At 37.8% G+C, this 23,331-nt stretch carries 21 protein-coding genes and 2 pseudogenes; 14 read left to right on the top strand and 9 right to left on the bottom strand.

Going from position 1 to position 23,331, the window contains the following annotated elements:
• The first annotated feature begins 329 nt into the window (after nucleotides 1–329).
• The 5 genes from V757_RS19210 (at nucleotide 330) to tnaA (ending at nucleotide 5,940) form a co-directional block, all read left to right on the top strand.
• The gene (locus tag V757_RS19210; protein ID WP_023950151.1) at nucleotides 330–1,532 is read left to right on the top strand and encodes a DesA family fatty acid desaturase; all 1,203 of its coding nucleotides are present in this window, start codon (nucleotides 330–332) and stop codon (nucleotides 1,530–1,532) included.
• Entirely contained in the window at nucleotides 1,532–3,796 is a 2,265-nt protein-coding gene (locus V757_RS19205) for a UvrD-helicase domain-containing protein (protein ID WP_031274304.1), read from the top strand. Before V757_RS19210 ends, V757_RS19205 begins: the two co-directional genes overlap by 1 nt.
• Nucleotides 3,797–3,898: 102 nt before the next feature.
• Nucleotides 3,899–4,144 carry a hypothetical protein gene (locus V757_RS19200; RefSeq protein WP_143000552.1) on the top strand — a complete coding sequence of 82 codons (246 nt, stop codon included), beginning with the start codon at nucleotides 3,899–3,901 and terminating at the stop codon, nucleotides 4,142–4,144.
• A gap of 261 nt (nucleotides 4,145–4,405) precedes the next feature.
• Nucleotides 4,406–4,468, top strand: a complete 63-nt coding sequence (gene tnaC / locus V757_RS29900; protein ID WP_081710650.1) for a tryptophanase leader peptide — start codon at nucleotides 4,406–4,408, stop codon at nucleotides 4,466–4,468.
• A 53-nt stretch (nucleotides 4,469–4,521) separates the two neighbouring features.
• Nucleotides 4,522–5,940 carry a tryptophanase gene (tnaA, locus tag V757_RS19195; protein ID WP_023950148.1) on the top strand — a complete coding sequence of 473 codons (1,419 nt, stop codon included), beginning with the start codon at nucleotides 4,522–4,524 and terminating at the stop codon, nucleotides 5,938–5,940.
• A 120-nt stretch (nucleotides 5,941–6,060) separates the two neighbouring features.
• Here the strand turns inward: tnaA and V757_RS19190 are convergent, their stop codons facing one another.
• Complete coding sequence (locus tag V757_RS19190; RefSeq protein WP_023950146.1) at nucleotides 6,061–8,433, bottom strand: Tex family protein; 2,373 nt, start codon at nucleotides 8,431–8,433, stop codon at nucleotides 6,061–6,063.
• A 232-nt stretch (nucleotides 8,434–8,665) separates the two neighbouring features.
• Here V757_RS19190 and yoaA point away from each other — a divergent pair, with 232 nt between their 5' ends.
• Nucleotides 8,666–10,615, top strand: a complete 1,950-nt coding sequence (yoaA, locus tag V757_RS19185) for a DNA repair helicase YoaA (protein WP_023950144.1) — start codon at nucleotides 8,666–8,668, stop codon at nucleotides 10,613–10,615.
• A 132-nt stretch (nucleotides 10,616–10,747) separates the two neighbouring features.
• Here the strand turns inward: yoaA and V757_RS19180 are convergent, their stop codons facing one another.
• Both V757_RS19180 and bamD read right to left on the bottom strand, forming a co-directional pair.
• Nucleotides 10,748–11,329 (bottom strand): outer membrane protein assembly factor BamD, encoded by a 582-nt coding sequence (locus V757_RS19180; RefSeq protein ID WP_390621557.1) that lies wholly within the window; start codon nucleotides 11,327–11,329, stop codon nucleotides 10,748–10,750.
• The gene (gene bamD / locus V757_RS29895) at nucleotides 11,307–11,567 is read right to left on the bottom strand and encodes an outer membrane protein assembly factor BamD (protein ID WP_390621556.1); all 261 of its coding nucleotides are present in this window, start codon (nucleotides 11,565–11,567) and stop codon (nucleotides 11,307–11,309) included. The genes V757_RS19180 and bamD overlap by 23 nt, the downstream gene beginning before the upstream one ends.
• Before the next feature lie 146 nt (nucleotides 11,568–11,713).
• Between bamD and V757_RS19175 the strand changes: the two genes are divergently transcribed.
• The 8 genes and pseudogenes from V757_RS19175 to V757_RS19140 all read left to right on the top strand — a co-directional run bounded on the left by V757_RS19175 (nucleotide 11,714) and on the right by V757_RS19140 (nucleotide 19,506).
• Nucleotides 11,714–12,700 carry an RluA family pseudouridine synthase gene (locus V757_RS19175; RefSeq protein WP_023950143.1) on the top strand — a complete coding sequence of 329 codons (987 nt, stop codon included), beginning with the start codon at nucleotides 11,714–11,716 and terminating at the stop codon, nucleotides 12,698–12,700.
• On the top strand, nucleotides 12,694–13,431 hold the full coding sequence (gene pgeF, locus V757_RS19170; protein WP_245586963.1) for a peptidoglycan editing factor PgeF: 738 nt from the start codon (nucleotides 12,694–12,696) through the stop codon (nucleotides 13,429–13,431). The genes V757_RS19175 and pgeF overlap by 7 nt, the downstream gene beginning before the upstream one ends.
• A 61-nt stretch (nucleotides 13,432–13,492) precedes the next feature.
• Nucleotides 13,493–15,134: pseudogene (locus V757_RS19165) on the top strand (PHA/PHB synthase family protein).
• 63 nt (nucleotides 15,135–15,197) lie between these two features.
• The gene (phbB, locus tag V757_RS19160) at nucleotides 15,198–15,935 is read left to right on the top strand and encodes an acetoacetyl-CoA reductase (RefSeq protein ID WP_023950141.1); all 738 of its coding nucleotides are present in this window, start codon (nucleotides 15,198–15,200) and stop codon (nucleotides 15,933–15,935) included.
• Between the two features lie 17 nt (nucleotides 15,936–15,952).
• Nucleotides 15,953–16,501 carry a polyhydroxyalkanoate synthesis repressor PhaR gene (gene phaR / locus V757_RS19155; protein WP_023950140.1) on the top strand — a complete coding sequence of 183 codons (549 nt, stop codon included), beginning with the start codon at nucleotides 15,953–15,955 and terminating at the stop codon, nucleotides 16,499–16,501.
• Between the two features lie 5 nt (nucleotides 16,502–16,506).
• Entirely contained in the window at nucleotides 16,507–17,139 is a 633-nt protein-coding gene (locus tag V757_RS19150; RefSeq protein ID WP_023950139.1) for a GTP-binding protein, read from the top strand.
• Between the two features lie 127 nt (nucleotides 17,140–17,266).
• Nucleotides 17,267–18,868 carry an ABC-F family ATPase gene (locus tag V757_RS19145; protein WP_023950137.1) on the top strand — a complete coding sequence of 534 codons (1,602 nt, stop codon included), beginning with the start codon at nucleotides 17,267–17,269 and terminating at the stop codon, nucleotides 18,866–18,868.
• A gap of 59 nt (nucleotides 18,869–18,927) precedes the next feature.
• Nucleotides 18,928–19,506: an IMPACT family protein gene (locus V757_RS19140; RefSeq protein WP_023950135.1), complete on the top strand. Its 579-nt coding sequence runs from the start codon at nucleotides 18,928–18,930 to the stop codon at nucleotides 19,504–19,506.
• Between the two features lie 113 nt (nucleotides 19,507–19,619).
• On the opposite strand, the gene V757_RS19135 is transcribed toward V757_RS19140, so the two are convergent.
• The 6 genes and pseudogenes from V757_RS19135 to hglS form a co-directional block, all read right to left on the bottom strand.
• A complete protein-coding gene (locus V757_RS19135; protein ID WP_218184484.1) occupies nucleotides 19,620–19,862 on the bottom strand; it encodes an ArsR family transcriptional regulator in 243 nt (80 codons plus the stop codon).
• A gap of 110 nt (nucleotides 19,863–19,972) precedes the next feature.
• Complete coding sequence (locus V757_RS29155; protein ID WP_245586965.1) at nucleotides 19,973–20,101, bottom strand: YgaP-like transmembrane domain; 129 nt, start codon at nucleotides 20,099–20,101, stop codon at nucleotides 19,973–19,975.
• 169 nt (nucleotides 20,102–20,270) lie between these two features.
• Nucleotides 20,271–20,510 (bottom strand): annotated as a pseudogene (locus tag V757_RS29150) (rhodanese-like domain-containing protein); the annotation flags it as partial.
• 25 nt (nucleotides 20,511–20,535) lie between these two features.
• Complete coding sequence (locus tag V757_RS19125) at nucleotides 20,536–20,718, bottom strand: YgaP family membrane protein (protein WP_023950132.1); 183 nt, start codon at nucleotides 20,716–20,718, stop codon at nucleotides 20,536–20,538.
• A 519-nt stretch (nucleotides 20,719–21,237) separates the two neighbouring features.
• Nucleotides 21,238–21,618, bottom strand: a complete 381-nt coding sequence (gene trxA, locus V757_RS19120; protein ID WP_023950131.1) for a thioredoxin — start codon at nucleotides 21,616–21,618, stop codon at nucleotides 21,238–21,240.
• 547 nt (nucleotides 21,619–22,165) lie between these two features.
• Nucleotides 22,166–23,331: 2-oxoadipate dioxygenase/decarboxylase HglS (hglS, locus tag V757_RS19115; protein ID WP_023950130.1), on the bottom strand; the 1,166-nt coding region annotated here is incomplete at its 5' end.

The raw sequence follows: 23,331 nt of genomic DNA, 5'->3' as shown, positions 1-23,331 counted from the left end.
AACATCCATATAAGGGTGTAGATAGGTTTATAGTCAAACTATTTATCAGCTTATGTACTGTTAATGTTTAACAACCTTATTCATTTTTAATCCCCATTAGTGCTTGTCATCACGATGGGGATTTTTCATTGCTTCTTTGTGTAGAAGAGTTGTTATTTAGTCTGGAAATGTTGTTATTTTGCTGGAAAAAAATGAATACTCATTTCATTGCGTTATATCAAAAAAATTAAATATAGTTATCATAAGAAGATGACATAAATATGTTATGATTAATACATTGTTTAAATTTTTGTTTAAATTCCATAAACGTTTATTTTTAAAAGAAAAATATGCAATCAATTCTAGATTTTTTAGCGGGTGGTGTGTTGCAACTGAGTGTTTGGCAAGTGGTATTAATTACGCTAGTGCTAACGCATATTACCATTGCAGCAGTAACTATTTATTTACATCGTAGTCAGGCTCATCGGGGTCTAGATTTACACCCGATAGTTGCACATTTTTTCCGTTTTTGGTTATGGCTAACTACAGGTATGGTGACCCGAGAGTGGGTAGCTATTCATCGTAAACACCATGCTAAGTGTGAAAAAGAGGGAGATCCTCATTCTCCTGTCATTTATGGCATTAATAGAGTGTTATGGTGTGGTGCCGAACTGTATCGTGAAGAGGCTTTGAACGAAGAAACTATTAAACGTTATAGCCATGGAACGCCAAATGACTGGGTTGAAAATCATATCTATCTTAAACATTCAACATTAGGTATTTTATTGATGTTGAGTCTTGATGTTGTATTATTTGGTGCAATGGGCTTATGTGTATGGGCTGTGCAAATGGCATGGATTCCATTCTGGGCAGCAGGTGTTATCAATGGTCTAGGACATTGGATGGGGTATCGTAATTTTGCTAGTCCTGATACTAGCACCAACTTAGTGCCTATCGGTATTTTGATTGGTGGTGAAGAGCTACATAATAACCATCATGCTTATGGTACTTCCGCAAAATTTTCAAGTAAATGGTATGAGTTTGATATTGGTTGGATGTATATTTCTATTCTCCAGTTTTTTAAATTAGCAGAGGTTAAGAAAGTTGCTCCCAAATTAAAATTGGCGAAAAATATCCAAGATGAAGTTAATGAAAAAACCTTACATGGTATCATTACACATCGCTATGAAATTATGACGCGTTATGCGACGATGTTAAAAACAGCAGCTTTACAAGAGATTGCTAGGCTTAAACAAGACCCCAACGCGCAAGATGAAGTAGCTCAGTTAAATTTTGTTTCTCAACATATCACTCAATCAGAGCAAGGGCTTAACGAGACTGAAAAAGAACAGTTAAGTGCAGGTTTGCGTCAAAATCAACTGGTTGCCCAATTAGCACAGAAGCGTGATGAACTATTTAAGGTTTGGAATAGTTCAACAGCGAGTACTGAGCAGTTGGTTAATGAGTTACGCGCATGGTTGCAATCTGCTCAACAAAGTGGTGTGCAAAGTCTAGAAGAGTTCGCATTAAGATTGCGTCGTTACGCTACATGATCAATTTAGAAGAATTAAATCCTGAACAACGTACCGCCGTCACCACTGATGAGCGGTACGTTTTAGTTTTAGCTGGTGCTGGAAGTGGTAAGACAAAGGTATTAACCACTCGTATGGCTTGGTTAATTGAACAAGGTATAGCTAGTCCTGGAGGGATTTTAGCGGTGACCTTCACTAACAAAGCCGCCAAAGAAATGTTGAGTCGTTTGAGTCTGCAATTGCCCATTAATACACGAGCAATGTGGGTGGGTACCTTCCATGGTTTGTGTAATCGTATGCTTAGATCACATTATCATGATGCAAGATTACCACAGAGCTTTCAGATTATGGATATGCAGGATCAATTGTCATCTATTAAACGCGTGTTGAAACTGTTTAATATTGATACAGAAAAATATCCTCCCAAAGAAATCCAATCCTTTATCAATAATGCTAAAGAAAAAGGAGCGCGCCCAAGTGATTTAGCGCCAGTAGATCCTATGGAGGCTCAGTCAATTGAGCTATATCATTTGTATCAGCAGCAATGTGATAAAGAAGGTGTTGTAGATTTTCCTGAATTATTACTGCGTTGCTATGAGTTATTGCGAGATCATCCTGCGATAAGAGAGCATTATCAACGTCGATTTAAGCATATCTTGATTGATGAGTTTCAGGATACCAATAATCTTCAATATAAATGGTTGCGTATTTTAGCGGGTGAGCAAAATTGTATTTTTGCTGTTGGTGATGATGATCAATCTATCTATTCTTTCCGAGGTGCCAATGTTGGCAATATGGAAGAGTTTGCTCGTCAATATGCACAAGGAAATATTATTCGATTAGAACAAAACTACCGTTCGTATAACCATATTCTACATTCGGCTAATGCGTTGATTGCGGAGAATAAAGATCGGTTAGGGAAAAATTTATGGACAGATAGAGGACATGGAGAACCTTTACGAGTCAATGAATTATCTACAGATAGAGAAGAGGCACAGTGGATTTTAGAAGAAGCAAAGTCTTTAATTAATGAAGGCGTTGATAGAAAAGAAATTGCTGTTTTATATCGAAGTAATGCGCAGTCACGTGCGATTGAACATGCATTTTTTTCAGCTGGTATACCTTATCGAGTATATGGAGGCTTACGTTTTTTTGAACGACAAGAGGTTAAGCATGTATTAGCTTATCTTCGTTTAATTAATAATCTAGATGATGATAATTCATTCTTAAGAGTGGTTAATTTCCCTGCTCGGGGTATTGGTGCCAGAACACTAGAAAACTTAACAGATGCCGCACAAAAAATAGGATGTAGTTTGGCATTGGCGATTGGCGCTTTAAATGGTGCTTCTGCGACCAAATTAGCACAATTTGTTGGTATGATCATGACTTTAAAAGAAACTGCGAAGGTGCTAACTCTACCAGATTTAATCCAGCAAGTAATTCATGATACAGGTATAGAAACTTTTTATCAGAATGAGCGTGAGGGGGAAGAGCGTTTAGAAAATCTTCAGGAATTGGTGAATGCGGCTCAAACATTTTGTATTGAGGAAAGTTTTGAATCGAGCTCTGCTTTAGAAAAAGTCACTATTGCCGCTAATGATGATCAAGCTTTTCCGGAACAATTATCTGCTTTGGACATGTTCCTTAGTTATGCTAGTCTGGAAGCAGGAGATAATCAGGCTAAATATGGAGAGGATGCCGTACAATTGATGACAGTTCATGCAGCCAAGGGACTGGAATTTAAAGTCGTATTTGTGGCTGGCTTAGAGGAAGGTTTATTTCCGCATGAGAATAGCTTAAAAACTCACGGTGGTTTGGAAGAGGAACGACGCTTGATGTATGTAGCGATTACTAGAGCCAAAGAGCGTCTTTATCTATCAGGAGCACATGAGAGGATGCTGTATGGTCGCTCAGCTTATACAACGAGATCACAATTTTTAGAGCAAATTCCTGATGAACATATGAAATGGCTATGCCCTAAAACACGGTCTTATTCGTATAGTCAAGCTAATAGGGTTGATACTGATGCTTGGCAATCAGCGCCAACAACTACACGGAAAAACCCTTTTCAAAAAGGCACTAGCAATCTTTCTAGTATGGGTAGTGGTGTTCAGGTAAAGGATCAGTTATTCAAAGTTGGTAGTAATGTTCGTCATGCTAAGTTTGGTGATGGAGTTATTATTAATCTTATTGGGCAAGGGATTGAGGCTCAGGCCTTAATTATGTTTAAAGGAGTTGGTGTTAAAACTCTTGCTTTAGGGGTTGCCAAATTAGAAGTAATATAGTTTTAAATTCATGAAACTAATTGTTATAAATAAATAATTAGTTTACTGGAGTGGGCTATAAAATTAGGGTATAGTCTCAAGAAAATGCTCGTAAAGGATTGTATGATGAAAATATGGCAAAAAGTATTATTGGCTACATTATCTACAAGTGTCTTAAGTGCTTGTGTAGTACACCCTCACGATCGTGGTTATGAAAGGGGGAATAAGGCATATGGTCATTCTAGGGGGAATGGACCGAAGAATGGTGCATATCATTCACCAAAAGTTGAGGTATATGGTACTGTTGATGCAGGGGTAGGTTATTCAAATACAAAATATAAACGCAAGCATAAACATGAAGACGATTAAGCGATTTACTTGATGTTGAAAAGCTATCTGTCGTTAGCGTCTAAGTCAAATTAATTGATAGTATTTATGATGATAGCTCAGATGCTGAAAACAAGTGAGACGATCAACCGAAACCAACACAGAATAGTGTTGGTTTTTTATTGGGGGAATCCCGATATTCAAATTAAACATAAAACTATACAATGTTCCTAATCTTTCGTGGGATTAGTGATTAATAATATTTCATACTAAATTGTAGTGAACTAAAGAAAAACGTTAATTATGTATTTTTCATCAAAAAGGTGGTTCAATATTGACCCCAAAATAACGTTCTTTTTCCCTTAAAAATAGTTGGATATACAACAAAAATTTATACCAACTTATTTTAAGGATTCACTATGGATAATTTTAAACATTTACCAGAGCCTTTCCGTATTCGCGTGATTGAGCCTGTAAAGCGTACCACGCGTGCACATCGAGAACAAGCTATTCTTAATGCTGGGATGAAACCCTTTTTATTAGATAGTGAAGATGTTTTTATTGATTTACTAACTGATAGTGGTACGGGTGCTATTACCCAAGAAATGCAAGCTGCAATGCTTAGAGGTGATGAGGCTTATAGTGGTAGTCGTAGTTATCATGCCTTAAGTCGTGCCGTAAAAGAAATCTTTGATTATGACTTTACCATACCTACTCACCAAGGCCGTGGTGCCGAGCAAATCTATATTCCTGTACTGATTGCTAAACGTGAAAAAGAAAAAGGTTTGGATCGCTCGAAAATGGTGGCGTTCTCAAATTATTTCTTTGATACCACACAAGGGCATACTCAATTAAATGGCTGTACTGTCAGTAATACTCCTGTGAACAATGCTTTTAATACCAGTGTTTATGAAGATTTTAAAGGCAATTTTGATGTAGAAAAATTAGAGCAGGGGATTCAAAGTGCAGGTGCGGCAAATGTTCCTTATATTGTGATGACAATCACTTGCAATTCAGCTGGTGGTCAGCCCGTATCATTAGCCAATATGCAAGCAGTTTATGCTATTGCCCGTAAATATGATATCCCTGTGGTGATGGATTCGGCACGGTTTGCGGAAAATGCCTATTTTATTCAACAGCGAGAACAAGCCTATAAAGACTGGTCTATTGCTGACATCACTAAAGAGAGTTATAAGTATGCTGATATTTTAGCGATGTCTGCTAAAAAGGATGCTATGGTACCAATGGGTGGACTATTGTGTTTCAAGAATGATGATTTTTTTGATGTATATACGGATTGCCGAACTTTATGCGTTGTTCAAGAGGGGTTTCCAACTTACGGCGGTTTAGAAGGCGGTGCAATGGAACGCTTAGCCGTTGGCTTACATGACGGTATGCGAGAGGATTGGTTAGCGTATCGTATCGGACAAATTCGCTATTTAGTTGAAGGATTAGAAGCGGAGGGAATTTATTGCCAACAGCCAGGTGGTCATGCTGCTTTTATTGATGCGGGTAAATTATTACCACATATTCCTGCTAATCAATTCCCCGCGCAGGCTTTATCTTGTGAGCTTTATAAAGTGGCTGGTATTCGTGCGGTAGAAATTGGTTCATTTTTATTGGGGCGTGATCCAAAAACAGGAGAGCAGTTACCTTGTCCGGCAGAATTACTTCGTTTAACCATTCCAAGGGCTACTTATACTCAAACTCATATGGATTTTATTATTGAGGCATTTTCTAAGGTAAAAGCTAATACGCACAATATTAAAGGTTTAGAGTTTACGTATGAGCCTAAAGTGTTGCGTCACTTCACCGCACGTTTAAAAGAAGTAGGGTAGGTTTTTCAGGCAGTCAGTTAAGATAGACGGTGACGATACTGAGCAGCCCCTATACATTGAATATCAGCGTATAGGGGCTGTTTACTGAAGTAGTTCTATTGCTTTATAGTCAAACTAACATTATGTTAGATGGATAAATAGTGATGGTATATTAGCGTTTAGTTTAGCAAACGCGGCTGCCATTGCACCTAAACCTTGAGAGCCCTGTTCTCTTGGGGTGTCTTTACGAGGAGGACGAGATGCCACACTATTGCTATCACGCTCACCACGTTTAACTGGGACAGAATCGTCATTTAAACGCATAGTTAGTCCGATACGTTTTCTAGGTGCATCAACTTCCTGTACCTTCACTTTCACAGTTTGACCAACACGAACAACATCACGAGGGTCTTTAACAAAAGTATCAGATAAGGCAGAAATATGTACTAAACCATCTTGATGAACACCAATGTCTACAAAGGCGCCAAAATTAGCTACATTGGTGACTACGCCTTCTAGAATCATACCGACAACTAAATCATTGATGGTTTCAATACCCTCTTTAAACGTTGCTGTTTTAAATTCAGGGCGAGGATCTCGTCCCGGTTTTTCAATTTCATTAAAAATATCGCGAACCGTAGGAACCCCAAATTTTTCATCGGTAAAATCAGTTGGTGATAGACCTTTTAAGGCATCTTTTTGTCCAATAATCTGTTTTACGTCCTGTTTAAGTTTGTCTAGAATACGCTCGACAACAGGATACGCCTCAGGGTGTACAGCAGAGGCATCTAAAGGATTATCACCGTCATTAATGCGTAAGAATCCTGCCGCTTGTTCAAATGCTTTGGCACCAAAACGTGAAACATCCATTAGTTTTTTACGATTTTCAAAACGTCCATTTTGGTCACGGTATTCAACAATATTTTTCGCTAAAGAAGCATTAAGACCTGATACACGGCTTAGTAAAGGGGCAGAGGCTGTATTAACATCAACACCGACAGCATTTACACAATCCTCAATAACAGCATCTAATGAACGAGCTAATTCCCGTTGATTAACATCATGTTGATATTGTCCGACACCAATAGCTTTGGGCTCAATTTTAACTAGTTCAGCCAGAGGGTCTTGTAAGCGGCGGGCAATAGAAACAGCGCCACGTAAGCTTACATCTAACTCAGGGAACTCTTTGGCGGCGAGCTCAGAGGCTGAATAGACTGAAGCACCTGCTTCAGATACGACAATTTTTTTAACCTGAGACTCGGGAATGGTTTTTAATAAATCAGCGACTAATTTTTCAGTTTCTCGTGAGGCTGTGCCATTACCAATAGCGATTAAATCAATATGATATTTCGCAATCAGTGCTAATAGTGTATGTGTAGAGCCAGTGACATCACGGCGAGGTTCGAACGGATAAATAGTTGTTGTTTCTAATAATTTACCAGTAGTATCAATAGCGGCTACTTTAACACCAGTACGGATACCCGGGTCAAGACCCAGAACAGCTTTAGGACCTGCAGGTGCAGCTAATAATAGGTCTTTTAGGTTGGCAGCAAAAACACTAATAGCTTCTTCTTCAGCTTTTTCACGTAATTGAGTAATTAACTCGGTTTCAAAAGCTGGTAATAATTTTACACGCCATGTCCAACGAGAAAGCTCCGCTAACCATTTATTTCTAGTGCTAGCATCTAAAGAATAGTCAGCATCTAGTGTTAGGAACTCACTGATATTGACTACACAAGGATGTGGTGTTAATGCCTCTTGTTCAGGGTCAAGACCGATACGTAGGTCAAGGATACCTTGGGTACGCCCACGCAATAAGGCTAAAATACGGTGAGAGGGGAGCGTGCGAATGGTTTCAGAAAAATCAAACCAGTCTCTAAAATTATCTCCTTCTTGCTCTTTACCCTCAATAACTTTGGCGTAGAGGTAAGCATATTTATTAAGATAGTCACGCATATAAGCGAGTAAATCGGCATTTTCAGAGAAACGCTCTGCCAGAATATCTCTTGCTCCGTCGAGCGCTGCCTTGATGTCATCAATTTTATGCTCAGGATTTAGGTAGCTTTCAGCAAGTGTAGCGGGATCGGCTGATTTATCGCTTAGAATAGCATCGGCTAATGGCTCCAAACCTGCTTCTTTGGCAATTTGTGCACGTGTACGACGTTTAGGTTTAAAAGGAGCATATAAGTCTTCTAAGCGTTGTTTAGAGTCTGCTGCATCAATTTGGGCTTGCAGCTCATCCGTCATTTTGCCTTGTTCAGTAATAGAATGAATAATCGCTAGGCGGCGTGCTTCTAATTCACGTAGATAGATTAGACGAACTTCTAAATTTCTTAAAATAGTATCGTCTAGACCTCCAGTGACTTCTTTACGGTAACGTGCAATAAAGGGAATAGTTGCGCCATCATTTAATAAATCTACAGTAGCAGAAACTTGTTGGGGACGAACATTTAGCTCTTGGGCTAACTGTTCAATAATACGCTTCTCATCAATCGTTTCGTTTACAGTGCTCATAACATCCTATTCAAGTTTATGTCAAAGCTTAAGAATGTATCACATTGCTTTCCTTAAATGTCAGTGAAAAAGCCATTGGTGCACAATTAGTGATTAAAATTTTGTAAAGATAGAAAATACTGTATAGAATACTGTATAAAATTAGGATAAAAAGCTCTCATGGTCATTTTTAAAGGGCTAATTCTGATACTATATGAACCATATTATTGGGCTATATTTTTGACGGCGAGCTATGTTGAGTTTGAATATTAAGGATTTTTTCGAAAAAAAATTAGCAAAAATTCAACCAGGTTATAGTATTCGTCAATCACAAATTGAACTCTCTTTAGCCATAGAAAAGACAATTAAAGAACATGGCACCTTGATTGCCGAGGCAGGAACCGGTACAGGTAAAACATGGGCATATTTAGTCCCAGCATTTGCATCATTGCGCAAGGTTATTGTGTCAACGGGAACAAGGGCTTTACAAGATCAACTTTATCGTAAAGATGCGCCAATGATAAAAAAGGCTACTGGTTTACCTGTTCAAGTGGCATTACTCAAGGGACGTGCAAATTATATATGTCATTTCAATTATCATCGCCTTGTAGATGATGAGTATAGTTTGCTAAAAAATCAACAGGAAGTTAAGCAGCTTAATGAAATCAAACTATTTTTCCAACGCACACAAACAGGGGATAAATCTGATTGTGATGGGGTGCCTGATAGTGCCAGTATATGGTCTAGGGTAACATCAACTAAAGAAAGTTGTTTGAATAAAGACTGTCCCTATATTGATGAGTGTTTTATTGCCAAGGCACGTGCAAAAGCCAAAGAAGCCGATATTATTATTGTTAATCATGCACTCTTTTTTGCAGATATCGCTTTAAGGCAAGAAGCCGATATTGATTTGCTTCCTTTAGCAGATACGATTATTTTTGATGAGGCTCATCAATTACCAGATGTTGCTACACAGTTTTTGGGTAGTACTATTTCTTTGGCCGATATCGATAAGGCCACTAAAGATATTGAAACAGTGACGGCAAGCTATGTGAAAAGCGTGACAGACTGGGATAAGCTATGTAAGGCTGTTAAATATAATTTGTTAGAATTGCGATTGCTTGCTAAGCCGATTGATGATTTACCTAACAAAAAAGTAGTCTATGAATCTATTCCTGATAAAGACAATTTTCTAACAGGCTTAGATACGTTATTAGATAGCTTAAATAATATATTATCTGCATTGGCTAAAGTCGTTGAGCATCATATAGATATTCAAGAAGTCTACAACAGGTTAAGCGCTTATTGTTCGGTGCTACAACAATGGGCAAATCCTGAAAAATTTAGTTCAGATGATAAAAATGTTTATGTGCGTTGGGTAGAGTTTGGTCCACATCAACTGAGATTTAGTCGTGCACCATTATCTGTCAAGGGATTTGCTAATTTTAAACGACCGGATCAGAGTTGGATTTTTACGTCTGCAACCTTGTCAGTAGCGAAAAAATTTACCCATTTCCAAGCACAGCTAGGGCTTTATGATGCGGAGTGTTACTCTTGGGAGTCTCCGTTTCATTATGCAAGTAATGGTATTATGTATGTGCCGACAAGTTTACCAGAAGTTAGGCATTCTACTTATGAGCAGTCGTTTGTCAATTTGCTTATCCCATTCATTCAAAAGACACCCGGTGGTGTTTTAATTCTGTGCACTACCTTAAAAGCAGTGGATAGCCTTGGAGATTTATTACAGCAGGCGTTTGAAAAAGCAAAAATAAATCGAACTATTTTTCGACAAGGTGAGTCAGCCCATCGTATTTTAGTAGATAAGTTTAGGGCGACCTCCAAAGGTGTGCTAATAGGTAGTGCAAGCTTTTGGGAGGGTGTAGACTTTCCAGGCGATTTGCTTACCTTATTAGCGATTGATAAATTACCTTTTGCCCCTCCTGACGATCCTGTACTGGCTGCTCGTATTGATGATTGTCGTAAAAAAGGAGGTAATCCTTTTATGGATATTCAAATTCCTTTGGCGACTATTGCACTTAAGCAAGGGGTGGGTAGACTCATTCGTACTGAATATGATAGTGGGGTTTTGATTATCGGTGATGAGAGATTGATTAATCAACGCTATAGTCGATTATTATGGGGAAGTCTACCTGATTTCTACCGGACGAGCAGGGCTGAGATTGCTTTAGAGTTTTGGGACTAAGAGATCTAAGGGGGAGCCAATAACCACTGATCTTTTTATCAGATAATTTTAGGTATAGTGCTTACGTATTAATTAAAAAGACCTCAGTGTTTTGACTGAGGTCTTTATTTGTGTAGATAGGTATGGAATTACTTAGTTAAACCAATTGTGTGGTGAGAACCAATCCGTCCAAGAAGAAGGACCTTCAAGACCATATTTATAATATTTACTATCAGGGAAGTTTTGGTCTAATACGCGTTTGGCATCGCTAGCCTGTTCTGGCATATTTAATTCTTCATATGATTTCATCATAATATACAAAGCACGTTCAGAGGCTTGAACACCGGAGAATTCACGTAAAACAGCTTGAGCACGATTGATAGCGGCAACATAGCCATGTCGTTTATAGTAGTACTCTGCTACGTTAGTTTCATTATCGGCAATAGTACTAACTAACCAAACTAAGCGCTGACGTGCATCAATAGAATAACGACTGTCAGGATAGCGCTCTACTAACTCTTTGAAGGCATGATAAGATTGACGCAAACCTTTGGGATCACGTTCACTAGGGTCTTGACCCGTATAACTTGTTAAGAACGCACTGGGTGGAGTAAACGTTACCATCCCTTTGAGGTAAAGCATATAGTCCGTGCCCGGGTGGTTTGGATATAGAGCTAAGAAACGATTAATGGCAGCTGTCGCTTGTTCTGGCTCATGGTCTTTCCAATTTATCATACGCTTGATCAATAAGTGATTGTTGAGCATAGGATGTATGAGGATGACGATTTTCAATAACAGATAAGTAACGTCTAGCTGATTTCCATTCGGATTCACGAACACTTTCTCGAGCAGCGTCATATATTTGTGCGGCAGACCAGCCTTTAGTTTCATCAACTTCTTTTTGTAGAATGCCACAACCAGTCAAAATGGTTGCACAAAGGAAAATTAAGCTACCTTTATAGATTTGTTTCATATCAGTGCAGATGAATAATTAAATATTAAACGAATAACGCTAATCATACCATTACTATGAATATTCGTGTAGTTTTATACCGTTTAGACAAATTGGAAATCAATAACTACTACAATATTACATAGTTTTTTATTGAAGTCATCAACATGCCAAATAATGAAATAGAAAATCCTTTAGATGAATTATTGGATACGTCAGCACAAGAGCCTCACATTTTTAGACTAGATCGTGAAGTTAAGGGTGATAGGCTAGATAAAATTTTGGCGCAACTCATGCCAGAGCATTCAAGAGGTCGTTTACAAACATGGATTGAAGATGGGTTTGTTACGGTCAATGATAAAAAAACCAAAGTTAAACAAATTGTAGGTCCTGGTGATGTCATCGCCGTTCTTGAACAAGAAAGTGAGCAAAGCAAAGCATTTTCTCCTGAACCGATAGATTTTGACGTGATAGCAGAAAGTAGTGAATGGATTGTGGTTAACAAACCAGTTGGTTTAGTTACGCATCCTGGTGCAGGGAATTGGCATGGTACGTTATTAAATGGTCTTTTGTACCGTTACCCAGAGTTGGCAGTTATTCCTAGGGCAGGGATAGTTCACCGACTAGATAAAGATACTTCTGGTTTATTAGTAGTAGCAAGAACAGAAGTAGCACAGACACATTTAGTGAGGCAGTTGCAGGCACGCACAATGGGGCGTCGATATAGAGCGTTGGCACAAGGCATAATGAAAGAGCAAGGCACTGTGGATAAACCAATCGGTCGAGATACTAGAGTCCCCGTTCGTATGTCTGTAGATAAACCAATTGCACCTAAACCAGCTGTCACACACTATACATGCTTGCAGACAGGGGTATATGAAACTACTAAGGTAGAAAAAAGTGTGAGTCTAATTGAATGTAAATTGGAAACAGGTCGTACACATCAAATTCGGGTGCATATGGCTAGCTTAGGACACCCTTTGCTGGGAGATAGTTTATATGGAAGTCAGATTGCAGCTACACGACAAATGCTACACGCATTTAGATTGAGTTTTATTGATCCAAAAACAGAAGAAATGGTTGAGTTTGAAGCATCTATTCCAGATGATATGCAAACGTTAATAGATTCTATTCGATGGGAGTCAATGTGTTAGATAAGTTAGTAACAGGTCATAAATGGAATAATGTTTTTTATGGTACAACCACTCGGTATATGGCTGGAGTAAGTGAACCACCTTTTGATAGTTTCAACTTGGGTCTTCATTGTGGTGATAATCCAGAACACGCACAAGCTAATCGGGCTTTATTAAATGCAGCTTTACCTAATTCACCTATCTGGTTAAATCAGGTACATGGTACAGAGGTATTAGATGCTGATAGGCCTTTCGACTATCCAGCCAAGGCAGATGCAGCTGTAACAACATGTGATAAAAAAGTATTGGCTATTATGACGGCAGACTGTTTACCTGTCGTTCTTGCGGATGAAGAGGGCACAATTGTGGGGGCAGCACATGCTGGTTGGCGAGGATTGCAAGCAGGTATTTTAGAAAGAACTGTAGATCTTATGCGCAGTAAAAAACCAAATGCACATTTCAAGGCATGGATTGGACCTGCTATTTCGCAAAAAGTATTTGAAGTTGGAGCAGAAGTTTATGACGCTTTTGTGAGTCAGAATAGTAATTTGGCACCATTTTTTGAACCGGGTGTTGTAAATAAATACTTTGCTAACTTGTCTGGTATAGCAAACATGAAGTTGAAACAAATTGGTGTTAATATGGTAGAAGAGAGTAATGAATGTACTTATCTTGACAAACAACGTTACTTTTCTTATCGGCGAGAAAATCCCACAGGACGCATCGTAACGCTAGTGTGGAAGGGAGTATAAATCCCTATTTTGATTTAAGTCCAAATTGTTTAACCTATAGCTATAGAATGGGGAGGAGCGTATGTCAGAGCAGCAAAATAACGATATTAACGCATGGTTAGCACCGTTGTATCAATCTTCAGAGGCATGGCTTTCTTTACAGGCCAATTTTGTAAAAGATTTTCAACAGATTTTTTCACAGGCGTTGACTGGTAACTTACCAGAAATCAAGGATCGTCGTTTTAGTAGCGAAGCATGGAAAAAAAATCCCCAATTACTAAGTTTGGCACATTTGTATTTGTTATCTTCCAAAGCAATTTTTGATGTGTTAGACAAGATTGAACTTGATCAAGAAACAAAAGATAAATTAGATTTTGCGGTACATCAATGGGTAGATGCCGTTGCACCGTCGAATTTTTTTTGCTCTTAATGCAGATGCTATTGAGACTTTCGAAAAAACGCACGGTGAATCATTACAAAAAGGTATCCAAAATTTAATGATGGATATCCAAAAAGGTCGTATGACACAGACTGATGAGGATGCATTTGAAGTTGGTAAAAATTTAGCTATTACGCCAGGTAAAGTGGTATATCAGAATGCTTTTTTTGAACTAATTCAATACGCCCCTCAAACAGAGACTGTGTACGAAATTCCTTTGTTAATGGTGCCTCCTTGTATTAACAAATTCTACATCTTAGATTTACAACCAGAAAACTCTTTTGTGCGTAATGCGGTTGAGCAAGGGCATACTGTATTTTTAATGTCTTGGCGAAATCCTTTACCAAATGATCCTGACGGTGTTCATCGTTTCACATGGGGAGATTATATCGAGCAAGGTGTGATGCGTGCATTGCAAGCTGTAAGTGAAATCACCAAAAAAGAAAAAATTAATACGCTTGGTTTTTGCGTAGGGGGGACAATGTTAGCATCGGCATTGGCTATCGCTAAGGCAAGGGGGCAAGATTATGCTAATAGTATGACGCTGTTGACGACTTTCTTGGATTTCTCCGATACAGGCATCATGCACGTATTTGTTGATGAAGCGAGTGTGGCTATTCGTGAACAAACAATCGGACAAGAAGGATTAATGCCTGCTAAGGAATTAGCGATAACTTTCTCATTTTTAAGACCAAATGAACTAGTGTGGAACTATGTGGTGAGTAATTACTTCAAAGGTGAAACACCACTTCCATTTGACATTCTTTACTGGAATGGGGATAGCACTAACTTGCCTGGGCCCTTTTATACCTACTATCTGCGTAATGCCTATTTAGAAAATAATTTTATGGTACCTAACAAAACACAGATTGGAGATACAGGGCTTGATTTTTCTTTATTAGATATGGACACCTACTTATATGCGTCAAAAGATGACCATATTGTCCCTTGGAAGTCAGCTTATGCTAGCAAAGATATCCTTACGGGAGATATTAGATTTTGCCTGGGTGCTTCAGGTCATGTAGCCGGAGTTATCAATCCACCTGCTAAAAATAAACGTAATTATTGGATTAATAATTACATTTATGATGATGGTTATTTAAGTAGTGAGCAATGGTTTGAGGATGCTGATCAAATGCCAGGAAGTTGGTGGACTGATTGGTATGAGTGGATTGCTGAGCGAGCAGGTAATCGTATCAAAGCTAAGAAAACACTAGGTGATAGAACAATATATAAACCACGAGCAGATGCGCCCGGTGAGTATGTTAAGGTTAAAGCAGTTTAGAAATTAATTTAATGTTAAACTATTTCGATAATAGCAATTATACAAAAAGTAAAGGAGAATAAAATGAGCCGCAAGATTGCCTATGTAACAGGTGGTATGGGTGGTATTGGGACAGCTATTTGTCAGCGTCTAGCAAAAGATGGGTTTAAAGTCATTGCTGGCGCAGGTCCAAGTCGTAATTATCAAAAATGGCTAGATGAACAGGCGCAATTGGGATATACATTCTATGCTTCTGTGGGTAATGTTTCAGATTGGGATTCCACAGTAGCTGCTTTTAATAAAGTTAAAGAAGAACATGGAGCGGTGGATGTTCTTGTTAATAATGCGGGCATTACACGTGACGGTGTATTTCGTAAAATGAGTTTAGAAGATTGGACAGCAGTAATGGATACCAATCTTAATAGCTTATTCAATGTGACTAAACAAGTGATTGATTCAATGTATGAAAAACGTTGGGGACGCATCATTAATATCAGCTCTGTGAATGGTCAAAAAGGTCAATTTGGTCAATCTAACTACTCTACAGCTAAGGCAGGTATCCATGGTTTTACAATGGCATTAGCTCAAGAGATGGCGAGTCGTGGGGTAACAGTAAATACCGTTTCTCCTGGATATATTGGGACTGAAATGGTTCGTGCTATTCGTCCAGAAGTTCTTGAGCAAATTGTTTCAACCATTCCTGTTCGTCGTTTAGGAACACCAGAAGAAATTGCTTCTATTGTTTCTTGGTTAGCTTCTGAAGATGCGGGTTTTGCTACTGGTGCTGATTTCTCTGTAAACGGTGGTCTACACATGAGTTAATGATAGGAAAGTAGTTAATGACTAATCTAGCTATGCGTATTATTAAAAAGTATCCTAATCGCCGGTTATATGACACAGAATCAAGTGCCTATATTACCCTCAGTGATGTAAAGCAATTAGTGCTTGATAATATGCAATTTCAAGTAGTTGATGCTAAAACTGGTGAGGACTTAACGCGCAGTATTTTATTGCAGATTATTCTAGAGCTAGAAAGTGGTGGTGTGCCCATGTTCAATGCGAATATGCTTAAGCAAATTATTCGTTTTTATGGGCATGCCATGCAAGGTGTTATGGGGATGTATTTGGAAAAAAATATGCAAGCATTTGCAGATATTCAGAATTCCCTTACGGAACAATCTAGATCTTTATATAATCAGCCATTTAATCCTGAAACATGGTCTCAGTTAATGAGTAATTTCCAAGTGCCAGGATTAAACAATGCCATGAATGCTTACGTGGAACAGTCTAAAAATTTATTTTTGCAAATGCAAGAGCAAATGCAAAACCAGACGAATACTCTTTTCAATGCGTTTAATATAGATAAAACAGAAAAGGAAAATAAGTAATATCAGTGTCTAGAATTCCTGTCAGTTTACTCTTAGGAAAAGCAGAACGGGTTAGATTGTCGATTAAAGATAATTTAACCCAAATTTTTGCATCCAGTGTATTTGCTCCATTGCGTCACAGCATTCCTTTAGCTCAAGGTGTTTGTTTATGTTGCCAATTGCATAATGAGACATCAGAAACATTAAGGAATCTTTTTATGCAAGCGTTACAACGCAGAATTAAACCTTTTCAGCATCTATTTTTAGACTGTCATGAAAATATCGATCCAGCGAATATTATTTATACATTAGGACAGGAGTTTTTTTTAAAAGAACGTTTTGTCTATGAGGCTACATTATTAGTGTTGGAGCCATCTGATATAGTGATGATTGCTACGTCAACTATAGATACGAGTTTGTATAAGCTATTAAAAAATACAGATGCTATTGTAGTTGATGAGAATAAAATTGATAGAGAACAATGTGATTCATTTTATCAGCAGCTAGATCAGCTTTATCGGCAGTTTACATCATTGAGTCCACTTTTAAAGCCTGCAACTATTATACGGCTGGCTCATTTTGAAGAAGATTATCTTCAAGCGCGACAAGATTGGCTACTGAGAGAGCATCAACTCAAAAAACATCGTTTATTTCTATAACTTATTAAAAATTACTTTAATATTGCATAGATTTATTTTTATCCATTCATAAAGCAATACCCTATACATAAAAGTATTCTACAATATGGGGTTTAGTTAATTTCATCATTTTTCAGGAAAATTTACAGTGATTTCTACGGCAAATCTGACTATCCAATTTGGTCCTAAACCTTTGTTTGAAAACGTTAGTGTTAAGTTTGGTGGAGGCAACCGCTATGGACTTATCGGTGCTAATGGTTCTGGTAAATCAACTTTCATGAAGATTATTGGTGGTGATTTAGAGCCTACTTCAGGTAATGTCTCTTTAGATCCTGGTGTACGTTTAGGTAAATTACGCCAAGATCAATTTGCTTATGAGGATTGCCGAGTCTTAGATGTGGTCTTGATGGGGCATAAAGAGATGTGGGATGCTATGACAGCAAGAGATGCTATCTATGCTAATCCAGAGGCGACAGATGATGACTATATGAAAGCAGCAGAATTAGAAGCAAAGTTTGCTGAGTACGATGGGTATACAGCAGAGGCTAGGGCAGGAGAGTTGTTACTAGGCTTAGAAATTCCTGTTGAGCAACATAATGTACAGATGAAAGAAATAGCGCCTGGATGGAAGTTACGTGTGCTTTTGGCACAAGCATTATTTTCTAATCCAGATGTATTGCTGTTAGATGAGCCAACCAATAACTTGGATATTAATACGATTCGTTGGTTAGAAGGTGTGATTAATAGCTATCAAAGTACGATGATTATTATTAGCCATGATCGTCACTTTTTAAATCAAGTTTGTACTCATATGGCGGATTTGGACTATGGTGAAATTCGTATTTATCCTGGCAATTATGATGATTATATGTTGGCATCAGCTCAGGCTAGAGAGCGTCTTGTGGCAGATAATGCTAAGGCAAAAGAAAGAGTAGCTGAGTTACAAGATTTCGTTAGACGATTTGCGGCAAATAAATCAAAATCTCGTCAAGCTACGTCACGTTTGAAACAGATTGATCGTATTAAATCAGAACAAGTTGAAGTAAAACCATCATCTCGTCAAAATCCTTTTATTCGATTCGAACAAAATAAAGTGATGCATCGTTTAGCTGTTACAGCAGAACATGTATCAAAAGCTTATGATAAACCAGTGATTACCGACTTTTCTGCAATGGTAGAAGCGGGTCAAAAAATAGCAATTATTGGTGCTAATGGTGTGGGTAAAACGACCTTATTACGTTTATTTGCACAAGATCTGCAACCTGATAGTGGCGAAATGAAATGGTCTGAAAATGCCGATTTGGGCTATATGGCGCAAGATGTTTCAGAAGCGTTTGCCAATTCTATGAATGTGTTTGATTGGATGGCACAATACCGTCAAGCGGGTGATGAGGATCAGCAAATTCGTTCTGTATTAGGGCGCTTATTGTTCTCAGCGGATGATATCGTTAAAGATGTAAAAGTATTATCTGGTGGAGAGAAAAACCGAATGTTTTTTGGACGCTTAATGTTAGGTAGACATAACGTCTTATTAATGGATGAGCCAACTAATCACTTAGATATGGAATCTATTGAGTCGTTACAGCTAGCATTAGAAAAATTCAAAGGAACACTTATTTTTGTCTCTCATGACCGTGAGTTTGTCTCTGGCTTAGCGACTAGAGTTATCGAGATCTTGCCTAATGGTGAACTGATTGATTATATGGGTGGCTATGAAGAGTACCTGGCATCACGAGGTATTGAAGGCTAATGGCTATATAATACGTTAAAGGTAAGCTAACTTACTTTGTAATCGCCTAAGTAACTGATATGTATACGTTAACGGCTGAGGTTTCTTTTGAAGAAACGATTAAAAAAAGTCTATTTATTTGTCATGCTGCGTCTGTAGAAACCGTAGAACAAGCAATGAACTTTTTCCAACAGCATAACCAAGCAGATGCTACGCATAATTGTTGGGCATTTAAGCTGAAGGATAATTATCGCTTTAATGATGACGGGGAGCCAGGAGGTACGGCAGGGCGTCCTATTCTGCAGGCGATTGAAGGACAGGACTTAGTGAATGTGGCAGTGCTGGTTATTCGTTACTTTGGTGGTATCAAGTTAGGTACTGGGGGACTAGTTCGAGCTTATGGTGGATGTGCAGCTAAGTGTTTGCAATTAGCCGAAAAAAATAAGATTATTCCCATGACTAAAGTTATATGTAGTGCCGAGTTTTCTGAAATGGCCATGCTTAAGTCTAGGCTAATGCAACCAGGTGTAGCGTTATTAACCGAAGACTTCAATGATCATGGTGTTACTTGGACGCTTAGTATTCCAGATACGGAACTAAGTACGCTAGAACAGCTCTATATTAATTTAACAAGAGGTAAAGGAAGCTGGTCTGTTTGAAGAGATAGTGACGGAAAAGCAGAAGCTTAAGTAGTGAGTTACTTAAGCTTCTATTTCTGTATGACAGAAAAAACGATGTAATAGAGCAATTGTTTCAACAATACGCTCATCGGTTAGATAATAAATACGCTCTCTATGCTTAATTTCACAGGCGACAAAACCAGACTTCTTTTAATCAACATTAATTGATTAGAAAGAGCGGCTTGTGGCATATCTAGCAGATGAGATAGCTCAGTTACATTATGACGCTGTTCATGCAAGCTACAAAGAATAGCTAATCTATTTGGATTGGCGAGAAGCTTTAAAAATTGACTAGCTTCATCGCATTGAGCACGCATTTCTTGCGTATTAAGCATAGAACATTGTCCTTTTGTGTTGTTATCATATGGATGACGACAGAGGGTATCCATTCTTCAAAACGTATAGTTATAACATATACATCAGCAAATTGTTGATAGACTGAGAATTAGTTTTGCAAATAGTTACGATTCCATGGCATACCTTGTAATAAACGAGCTAATCCACAAAAACCTGTGATACCAGCAAAGAGTAAGCCTGCACCAACAAAACCAACTGATGATGAAAAATGCGAGATGAATAAACCAACCAGCTAATACACCCACTAATATCATTAAGCCTGCAGCAATTTGTACTTGTCGCATTAGTTCTAATGGTTGTTTTTGATCTTTATAGGTGCTTAAACCTGCTTTTTTCCAACCATCAATACCATCTTGAAGGATATAGCATTCTTTGCCATTTGCACATTGACTAAGCAATGCGGCAGCACCACCAGTTCTCATTCCTGAGCGACAATGAAAAATAATAGTGGAAGCTTGTTCTGCCTCTTGTGGTAAACCATTGGTAGAAAGCTGTTCAGGCGTGCATTGAACAGAATTTTGGATATGTTCACGACGATATTCATTAAGCTGACGAATATCGATCAACAAGGCACCTTCTTTTAGTTTTTGTGCAACATCATTTGGACTAAGAATGCTAATACTCATTAATAACCTCTATATCTGGAAAAAACTACTTATTTGTATTGATACCTAAGAGTGAATAAAGAGCACAACGAGAAAAAATACCAGTAGCCAACGGAATAACACCAATCCAGCCCCAAGCACCAATATTTCCGTTTAAGGTTAAACCAATTAAAACTAAACCTAAAATAATGCGAATTGCACGGTCAATTGTTCCTACATTTACTGGCATATCATTCTCCTAAAATATTCAAAAAATAAAATATTAAATTTATTATATATTAAAAATAATTGATATGTAAAGAGAAGGATATGTATTTATTGAATAATTAATAATGATAAAAAAGAAGTTAAGAAGTGAATGAGAATAGGGAGCTATTAGTAAACAATCATTAGAGTTTAAGTAGTGAGAGAATACATATTGATAGAACTGATATATAGGAAATAGTGGATAGTGTTTTACAACGGTAGGATAAATGAGCGAGCTGATGGTAGAGGTCAGAATAGTCAAAATGACACAGAAAAAGAGACATGTTCATCGCTGTAACAAATAAAGCTAGAGCAGATGGTCAAACGATATAGAAGAAGAGGTAAAAGAGTGGGGCTAGAGCGCTAAGAGAGCAGAATGTAGAATAAATAGAGAGAATTAAAGAGTTAGGAAAGAATAACAAAAAATCATAAAACAAAATAGCTTTGTGCATATCCAATGTATATACCCAAAGCTAAGGGGGGTTAAAGATAAGCTATGTATTTAAGCAGGCTTAGATTCGTTCTTTTGCTGAGCTGCAATTTCCGCATGAACTTTTGCCATATCAAGTGCCTTGACTTGAGTGATAATATCTTCAAGGGCAGCAGGAGGTAATGCGCCTGCTTGGTTAAATAACATGACTTTTTCTCTGAAAATCATCAGTGTAGGAATAGAGCGAATATTAAAGCTCGCTGCTAAACCTTGTTGTTCCTCGGTATTTACTTTGGCAAAAACAATATCAGGATGTTTTTCTGCTGCCGCTTCAAATGTTGGAGCAAATTGACGACATGGGCCACACCACGGTGCCCAAAAATCGATGATAACAGTGTTAGTATCCGTTAATACAGAGGCAAAATTGCCTTCATTTAGCTCTTGAACAGACATAATATAAATCCTTTTTCTGAGTGGTTAGCGAATTACCTATGTATTATTGGGTAGTTTTCGATATTTTCAAGTTAAGCTGAAATCATCTGTTATCTCTTAAGAGAATAAAGGAAAAAGATTATCAATGTGAGCATAGAGAATTAGTTGATTAGTATATGGTTTTTGTAAGAGGTATTTTGGTTTTTATATAAGCTCCTTTATGTAAGAGGTGAGTTAATCAGGTTTTAATCAACACTATCTCCGTAAGAATAAGTCATACCCTGATATTTATTGCATAAAAGAGTCTATATCTATAGTAAGGCTAAGCTTTATACAGATTTATATAAACATATTAAATATATATTAATAATATGTTTAATATGTGTTTTTTATTGATGACTTAATGAGTAGTTAAATAACTTAGCTATATATTTATCAATTCAAAGAGTTAATGATAAAAAAATAGAAATCCCCTCTGATGCGTAAACATGAGAGGGGACTAACTATCAAAAATCGTCTATTTAATGATTCAATGAACAAAATGACTCAATTAATAGCTACTAAATTCCTAGACTTTATTAAGTGCAGCCAAGCATGCATCAATCGATGCTTTTTGAGTAGCCGCATATAATGCTAGTTCATCTTGAACTTTGGCGCCTAATGCTTCTTCAAACGCCGTGCGATTAGATGATTCATCATAATGCTTTTGTGCTGTACCTCCTAAGTTTGATTGGAAAATACCAGCAGCTGAAACAGGTAGAAAATCCTCATAGACAATCGGTTCAATACGAATAAGCCCATCATTTAAGAGTTGCGGTAAATCTGCTATAGAGACTGTCTTGTTAGGTTTTGCTCCTTCTACTGGGTAATAGTAGAAATAGGCAAGGTCTTGTGCTTGCAATTCAAGATACGTATCAGGAAAAGGTTCGAACGTTTTACTTAATACAGTCATGTATGCATCAGGATTATCCTCAATACGCTGTCCTTTTGTGGCAATACGAGTTTTATTTAATAACTCATCATATAATGCTCGACCTTTTGCTGTTAGAGCAATACCACGTTGTTCAATTTCACCAAATCGTGCTGTATGGCTACCGTCCACTTTATTATCCGCATCGATAAAAGAAACGGCTTCCTCTAGTGCTTTAAAACTTGTTTGACGTAATAGAATTGGACAGTTTCGACGAGGAGGGCCTTCAATAATTTCTTTAGGTGGAATACCTCGTTTACTCATACCTATTTGAACTTCATCAATATCTAAGGTGCGAGGTGTTAGATGGTTAATGTGAGGTCCTTTGAAAGCAACAACATCGGCAATTAATCGATGCTGATCATGTAAGGCTTGATAAATATCTTTTGACACTGCAGCTTCTTTGTGCCAACGGAATGTTTCCAATACTTCTTGTACAAAAATTTCTGCATCTTCCGCAGATAGTCCCCCTTGTTGTTCAGACTTTTCCGTTAATTCAATAGCTTTATCTGTGAAGATATTGCGGTTGGCTAAAATATTAGTTGCAGTTTGTCGAAGCTCTTCGTTATCAATAAGTTCTAAACGCAATAGAGAGGTAAAGATGCGGAATGGACTTTTATTTAATGACTCGGCTTCGATAGCACGAAATGCTGTGGAATGTACAGGAACGCCAGCAGGGGCTAAATCATAATAGCCTACAGGAAACATCCCCATAACGGCAAATACTCGACGAATTGTAAAAAGTTCTTCTGCTTTACCTCTGA

Source organism: Pelistega indica, assembly GCF_000506865.1.
Taxonomy (GTDB): Bacteria; Pseudomonadota; Gammaproteobacteria; order Burkholderiales; family Burkholderiaceae_B; genus Taylorella; species Taylorella indica.
The sequence above is the reverse complement of the archived record's forward strand: the minus strand, read 5'-3'. Positions and strand labels throughout refer to the sequence as shown.

Coding starts and splice junctions, on each gene's coding strand:
- V757_RS19210 (WP_023950151.1), top strand. CDS start 330: ATGCAATCAATTCTAGATTTTTTAGCGGGTGGTGTGTTGCAACTGAGT.
- V757_RS19200 (WP_143000552.1), top strand. CDS start 3,899: ATGATGAAAATATGGCAAAAAGTATTATTGGCTACATTATCTACAAGT.
- tnaA (WP_023950148.1), top strand. CDS start 4,522: ATGGATAATTTTAAACATTTACCAGAGCCTTTCCGTATTCGCGTGATT.
- V757_RS19190 (WP_023950146.1), bottom strand. CDS start 8,433: ATGAGCACTGTAAACGAAACGATTGATGAGAAGCGTATTATTGAACAG.
- yoaA (WP_023950144.1), top strand. CDS start 8,666: ATGTTGAGTTTGAATATTAAGGATTTTTTCGAAAAAAAATTAGCAAAA.
- V757_RS19180 (WP_390621557.1), bottom strand. CDS start 11,329: ATGATAAATTGGAAAGACCATGAGCCAGAACAAGCGACAGCTGCCATT.
- bamD (WP_390621556.1), bottom strand. CDS start 11,567: ATGAAACAAATCTATAAAGGTAGCTTAATTTTCCTTTGTGCAACCATT.
- V757_RS19175 (WP_023950143.1), top strand. CDS start 11,714: ATGCCAAATAATGAAATAGAAAATCCTTTAGATGAATTATTGGATACG.
- phbB (WP_023950141.1), top strand. CDS start 15,198: ATGAGCCGCAAGATTGCCTATGTAACAGGTGGTATGGGTGGTATTGGG.
- phaR (WP_023950140.1), top strand. CDS start 15,953: ATGACTAATCTAGCTATGCGTATTATTAAAAAGTATCCTAATCGCCGG.
- V757_RS19140 (WP_023950135.1), top strand. CDS start 18,928: ATGTATACGTTAACGGCTGAGGTTTCTTTTGAAGAAACGATTAAAAAA.
- V757_RS19135 (WP_218184484.1), bottom strand. CDS start 19,862: ATGCTTAATACGCAAGAAATGCGTGCTCAATGCGATGAAGCTAGTCAA.
- V757_RS19125 (WP_023950132.1), bottom strand. CDS start 20,718: ATGCCAGTAAATGTAGGAACAATTGACCGTGCAATTCGCATTATTTTA.
- trxA (WP_023950131.1), bottom strand. CDS start 21,618: ATGTCTGTTCAAGAGCTAAATGAAGGCAATTTTGCCTCTGTATTAACG.